Annotated in this window: 5 protein-coding genes; all 5 read right to left on the bottom strand. The window is 63.7% G+C overall.

Annotation, left to right across the window (positions count from 1 at the left end; translation table 11 throughout):
• A partial coding sequence (locus VEY12_00550; protein ID HYM38620.1) for a type II/IV secretion system ATPase subunit occupies window positions 1-1,520 on the bottom strand: 1,520 nt, incomplete at its 3' end.
• Between the two features lie 11 nt (window positions 1,521-1,531).
• The gene (locus tag VEY12_00555) at window positions 1,532-2,461 is read right to left on the bottom strand and encodes a type II secretion system F family protein (protein ID HYM38621.1); all 930 of its coding nucleotides are present in this window, start codon (window positions 2,459-2,461) and stop codon (window positions 1,532-1,534) included.
• 1 nt (window position 2,462) lies between these two features.
• Window positions 2,463-3,500 (bottom strand): type II secretion system F family protein, encoded by a 1,038-nt coding sequence (locus VEY12_00560; GenBank protein HYM38622.1) that lies wholly within the window; start codon window positions 3,498-3,500, stop codon window positions 2,463-2,465.
• On the bottom strand, window positions 3,493-5,145 hold the full coding sequence (locus tag VEY12_00565; protein ID HYM38623.1) for a type II/IV secretion system ATPase subunit: 1,653 nt from the start codon (window positions 5,143-5,145) through the stop codon (window positions 3,493-3,495). Before VEY12_00565 ends, VEY12_00560 begins: the two co-directional genes overlap by 8 nt.
• Window positions 5,146-5,154: 9 nt before the next feature.
• Window positions 5,155-5,964 (bottom strand): hypothetical protein (locus tag VEY12_00570; protein ID HYM38624.1); only part of this gene is annotated, 810 nt, incomplete at its 5' end.

The raw sequence follows: 5,964 nt of genomic DNA on the forward strand, positions 1-5,964 counted from the left end.
TTGGACTCCGGGTCCGTGCCGACGATCTCGACGATGGACTTGACCCGGCGGGTCATGTCCGTGCCCACCTTGACCTGGGCCTGGAGGAGCACGATGTCCAGAGCCGCGACCAGGGCGCGTGGCAGGTTGATGGGGGCGTTCTCGAGCCGGTGGACCATCGCCTGGACATCGTCCGCGTGGAACGTGGTGTATGCGGACTTGCCCGTGGCCATGGCCTGGAACACGACGAACGCCTCGGAGCCTCGGACCTCACCGACCATCATGTACTGAGGACGCTGGCGGAGGGCCGCGGTCAGGAGGTCGAACATGTCGATCTCGCCCGCCGCCTTGCCCGTGGCCACGCTCTTGCCGCCGAAGCCGGCGCGCGTGAGCAGGGGCACCCAGTTCTCGTGGGGCAGGTTCAGCTCCCGCGTGTCCTCGATGGAGACGATCTTCATCTGGGGTGGGATGAACAGCAGGATCGCGTTCAGGGTCGTCGTCTTCCCGGAAGCGGTGCCGCCGCAAATCAGCATGCTCTGGCCGTTCTCGATCGCAAGCCAGAGGTAGGAGGCCATCTCGGGGGACAGGGTCTTGAACCGGATCATGTCCAGCGGCGTGAAGGGGTTCTCCCGGAACCGCCGGATCGTGAACGAGGACCCGCGCTTGGTCACGTGCATGCCGAGGGTCGCCTGGAGACGGGAACCGTCGGGGATCGTGGCGTCGAGCATGGGCATCGCGACGGAGATGTGCTTGCCGCACTTCTGCGCGAGCCACACGACGAACGAGTCCAGCTCTTCGGCCGTGTCGAACTTCAAGTTCGAGGGGATGGAGCCGTACTTGCGGTGGTAGATGTAGAACGGGACCTGGACGCCGTCGCAGGACACATCCTCGACCTGGGAGTCCGTCATGACCACGTCGATGGCGCCGTAGCGCATGAAGTCCCGGAGGATGTAGTACATGATCCGTTCCTTGGAGACGGGGTGAAGCTCAACCCCGAGTTCGCGCAGCAGACCGTCCACGACGCGGCGGAGGTACGTCTCCTTCTGGGCTTTGTCCGCGTCCTGCATGAGTTCCAGGTTCGCGACGATGATCTCCTTGAGGACGTCCAGAAGCTCGGATTCCTCTTCGATGAGCTTGGGCTCGATGACCTCGTAGAAGTACTCGTTCGCCAGGGTGTCGTACTGGATGCGGACGTAGGAGTAGTTCTTGAGGATCGGCTGGATCTCGATCTCGTTCATGTTCCGCTGGACGAGCTTGGGGATCGTCGTGATCTTGCCCAGGGTCGCCTCTTCGACGCCGCTCACGCGGGGGGCCTTGACCTTGATGCCCCTGTCGCCGAGGAGCCGACCGAAGTAGCGCTTCTTGATGGAGTCCAGGGCCGCGAAGAGCGTCCGCTTGCGGGTCTCCTCGATCTGGGCCAGCATCTTCTGGGCTTCCGCCTTCTCCGCGTCGAGCTTCCGGACGCGCGCGGCCACCTGGGCCTTCTTCGAGTCGAGGTCCTCGAGCGTCTCGCTGTATTCCGATTCCGTGGACTGGGACATCGTGGTTCACCTCAGATCAGCTGCACGCCCAGGAGGGCGATCAGGAGCATGATGAAGCTGTGGCGCAGGCCCGTGGGAATCTTCCCGTTGTCCAGGACGCCCGCGAGGATCCCGTCGCCGAGGCCGTGCACGATCAGGGCGATGAAGAAGGCCGTCTTGATCTGCTGGACCACGGCAGGGAGGTTGTTCGCGAGAGGGCTGCTGCTTGCGAGGGCCCCGCTGGGACCCGCCCCGAGCGCCCCGCTCGCCTCGACCATCTTAGGGAGGAACGTGGCGTCCAGGATGAAGATCGTCACGAGGAACACGAGGAACGAGATGTAGATCACGGCGATGTACGTCGACATGGTGATCCGGCGCTCGTCCTCCGTGAGCTGGGTCTCCTTCGTGTCGTGGGAGACCATGGTCAGGACGTCCGCAACATCGCCCCCGGCGTCGGAGGACTTCACAATGATCGCGACGACCCGCGCAACGGCGGGCGTCTTCACGCGCTCCGCGAACAGCCGGAGGGCTTCCGTGGCCGGGACGCCCCAACTGATCTGGGCGGCCATTTTCTTGATCTCGGGGGTGAGCCGTCCGTACCGGCCGCCGCTCGACACGACGATGGCCTCGGCGAGGGTCATGCCGAACCGGCCTGCCTCCGCGACATCGCGCAGGAAGTCCGGGAGTCGCCGCTCGATCTGCTTGACCTCGCGCTGCTTGCGGGCCATGTAGAACCCGTAGGGGCCGACGAAGCCAAGCATGGCGATGACGAGCCAGTTCAGGAAGTTGTCCACGGGCTGGGCGCCGGAGCGGAAGGCGATCTCGACGGAGCCGATGAGGTTCAGGACCGCGATGAAGCCGAAGATCACGGCGAGACTCACGCTCACGCCGACGACGGCCTTGGTCCGGTCCGCCTTCTCGTACAGCCGGATGCGCGCCTGCTCGAGCTCGGGGTTGGGCATGTCACGCCTCCTGCTCCATGTTCCAGATCACGAAGATAAAGCCGAATTGGCTCAACGGAATCATCAGGCCCACGACCACGTACAGGAGGGACATGATGAAACCCGTCCCGCTCTTGCTGATCAGGGCCATGATCGCCATGATCACGACGAGGAACAGGGGGAACGCCACGACGACCGTGACGAAGGACTCGGCGAGCATCCCCAAGGTCTCCATCTTCTTCCGCATCTCGAGGCGGTCTTCCTTCTCGAACTGCTCCGCCTTCATGAGGAAGTACGGCTTGAGCTGGCCGCCGCTCGTGGACGTCGTCACGACACCTTGCAGGAAGTCCTGGAACTTCGAGGAGGGGGAGCGCTGCGCCGCCTTCCGGATCGCGGTGAGGATGTCCAGACCGAGCAGCTCCGTGTCCCGCGTGATCCACTCGGCCTCGCGGGCCACCTCGCCGTAGACGCTCTGCTTGGAGAGCTCCTTGAAGATCACGTCGACCGGGACGTCGGCGGACGCCATGGCCGAGACGAAGGACATCGCGCCCGAGATCTTCTTGTCGATCTTGCGCCCGCGCTTCTTGGAGAGGGCCGCGGGCTTGCCCTTGTACCCGATGGGCAGGCCGAACGAGTACATGTACGACAGGAAGATCGGGATCGCCGCCACGAGGGCGAAGATGACCAGGAGGGTCACGATGTCCGTGTGCAGGAACGAGAGGAGGAGGGTGGCCACGAGCGCCGCGGCCACCGCGCCGGCCGCCGCGATCGTCGTGTTCATCCAGGCGACGGCGAGGTACTCCTCGGGCCGAAGCCGGATGTGCGCCTTGAGCAGGTTGTCCTCGAGCTCCTGGTTCTCATGATCTCGGGCCTGGACGAACTTCCCGAACGTGCGCCACGCAAGCTGCTCGCGGGGGGTCAGACTCACGTTGACCGGCTTCGCCCCCTTGGGGAGCTTGACGAGATGGGCTCCGGTGCCCGCCTCCTCGTCCCGGCGGACTCGCTTGGTCTTCGTGAGCGTGCCGCGCGTCTCGAGCTTCTGGAACGCCGTGTTACCCAACCGCCTCACCTCCCGCCTCGAGAGGCTTCTCGGCCTTCTGGTCGGTCCAGCCCATCTCATCCCGAATCCGCTTCGCAGTCTCCTCGGGGTACTGGTAGTAGGACACGACGATCTTCGCGATCTCGCGGAAGTCCGTCATCTCCTTCTGGACCATGTAGTTGATGATATCGATCCGTCGCTGGAATTCCGCTTCCATCTCCTCGTGGGTCATGTTCTTCATCTCCATGATCTCGTCGAAGAGGAAGGAGTGTCCCTTGTAGACGAACGTGTCCGTGGCCGGATCCCACTCGTACACGGTGTTCGTGATGAGTTCGTTCGTCTCGGGTTCGAACCCGACGAGCTCCACGATCTGCTTGATCCGGCGGACGATGGAGTCGCCGATCCGGGCGTGGGTCTGGATCACCACGAAGTTCAGGGCCGTCAGGAGGATCCTGGGCGTGTTGATCGGCGGGTTCTCGAGCCGGTTGACCATGGACTTGACCGAGTCCGCGTGCATCGTGGACATGGTCGGGTGGCCCGTGGCCATGGCCTGGAACATCGTGTACGTCTCCTTGCCGCGGACCTCTCCGACGAGGATGTAGTTCGGACGCTGGCGCAGCGCCGCGCGGACGAGGTCGTACATGTCGATCTCGCCCCCCGCCTTGCCGTCGGCCCCGCGCTCGCCCACGCCCGTCCGTGTGGTTCCGGGGATCCAGTTCTCGTGGGGAAGGTTGATCTCCCGAGTGTCCTCGATGGAGACGATCTTGGCGCCCGGGCGGATGAACAGGGCCGCGCTGTTCAGCGTGGCGGTCTTTCCGGAGGCGGTGCCGCCGCAGACCATCATGGACTTGCCGTTCTCCACGGCAATCCACAGGTACGCGACCATCTCCGTGCTCGCCGTCCCGAACTTCACGAGCTCCGTGGGGGTAAAGGGCTTCTCCTTGTACCGCCGGATCGTGAACGAGGAGCCGCGGGTCGTGACCTCCTTGCTGTACGTCGCCTGGACACGGTGGCCTTCCACGCTCGTGCCGTCCAGGATGGGCATCGCGACGGAGATCTGCTTGCCGCAGCGCTGTCCGAGCATGACGACGAACGAGTTCAGGACGTCCTCGTCCTCGAAGATCACGCTCGTCTTGATCGATTCGAACTTCTGGTGGAAGATGAACAGGGGGATCGCGGTCCCGTCGCAGGAGACGTCTTCGATCCGCAGGTCGGCCATGAGAACGTCCACGGGGCCGTACCCCACGAAGTCGCGGATGATGTAGTACACGATCTTGTCGCGGGAGGCGGGCTCCAGTCGGAGCCCTCGAGAGTGGATGAACGACTCGACGGCCTCCTCGAGGTACTCCTTCTTGTCCTTCTCCGCCATCTTGTCCCACTCGTACTCGAGGGTGCGCTGGAGGGAGTCCTTGAGCATGTCCAGGAGCTCCCGTTCGCGGCTGTCGAGCTGGGGCTCCCAGACCTCATAGATGTACTCGGAGCGGTCGTGGTCGTAGACGACGCGAGAGTAACTGAACGGCTCGCGGATGGGGATGACCTCGATTTCCTCGAGGGTGTCCCGTTCAAGGTCGGGGATGTGGGTGAGGTACGAGCCGCGGGACCCAGACCACTCGGCCTTCTGCGCCATCGACCCCTTCGGCATCATGATCTTCTTCTGCTTCGGCATCCTTGCACCTTACCCCAAGTTGGAATTCTGTCCCACGCCCACGTTCACGTACGCCTGCTGCAGAGTGAACGACAGGGCGAGTGGCGAGTTGAAGATCCGCAGCGTGACTGTGTACAGCCCGTTCGACGGGTTGGAGATCATCGTGATCCAGTAGATGTCGGAACCCGTGCCCGGGAGCTGGGCCTTCACGGTCGTCGTCCCGGAGACGGACGAATACGTGAACGAGGTCACCCTCAGGGCGGAGGACATCGTGGAGTTGAAGAAATTGAACCAAGCCAGGCCGAACGCCGACGTGTGCGCGACGATCAGGTTTGAGCTCAAGCCGCCGTAGGCCTGCTGGTCCACGTTGAAGACGTTCGTGTCCACGATCTGGGTCGTGGTTCCCGTGGTGCTCCCGGAGTTGTACAGATTCACGAGCTCGAAGGCCACGGAAAGGTTGGTCGCGCTCGGGGTGACCTGGAAGATCGGCGCCGCGCGGATGACCTGTCCGTCGGGCTGGGAACGGATCACGGCCCCGCTCTCATACACGACATCGCCCGCGGGGTAGTACCGGTTCCCGACGCTGAGATCGATCTGGCCGCTCGCGTTCTGGTACACGCTCTGGTACGTGCAGGAGCCGCCGACACGGATGCAATACTGGAAGCTGATGGCCCAGGATCCGCCATCGGGGTTCGAGGCCAACGTACCGATCGTGGGACTCGAGAAGATGGGCACGCCGTCGACCCCTAACGTCACGGAGGTCGATGTCGTGCTCGGGATGAAGATGGAACCCGAATTCCGGGCCATGAGCGCGCCGAGCACCTGGAAATCGATGGCCCC

This window comes from Thermoplasmata archaeon (assembly GCA_035632695.1).
Classification (GTDB): Archaea; Thermoplasmatota; Thermoplasmata; order RBG-16-68-12; family RBG-16-68-12; genus RBG-16-68-12.

Bases quoted from the DNA above. Each gene is read 5' to 3' on its own strand.
- VEY12_00555 (HYM38621.1), bottom strand. From the start codon at position 2,461: ATGCCCAACCCCGAGCTCGAGCAGGCGCGCATCCGGCTGTACGAGAAG.
- VEY12_00565 (HYM38623.1), bottom strand. From the start codon at position 5,145: ATGCCGAAGCAGAAGAAGATCATGATGCCGAAGGGGTCGATGGCGCAG.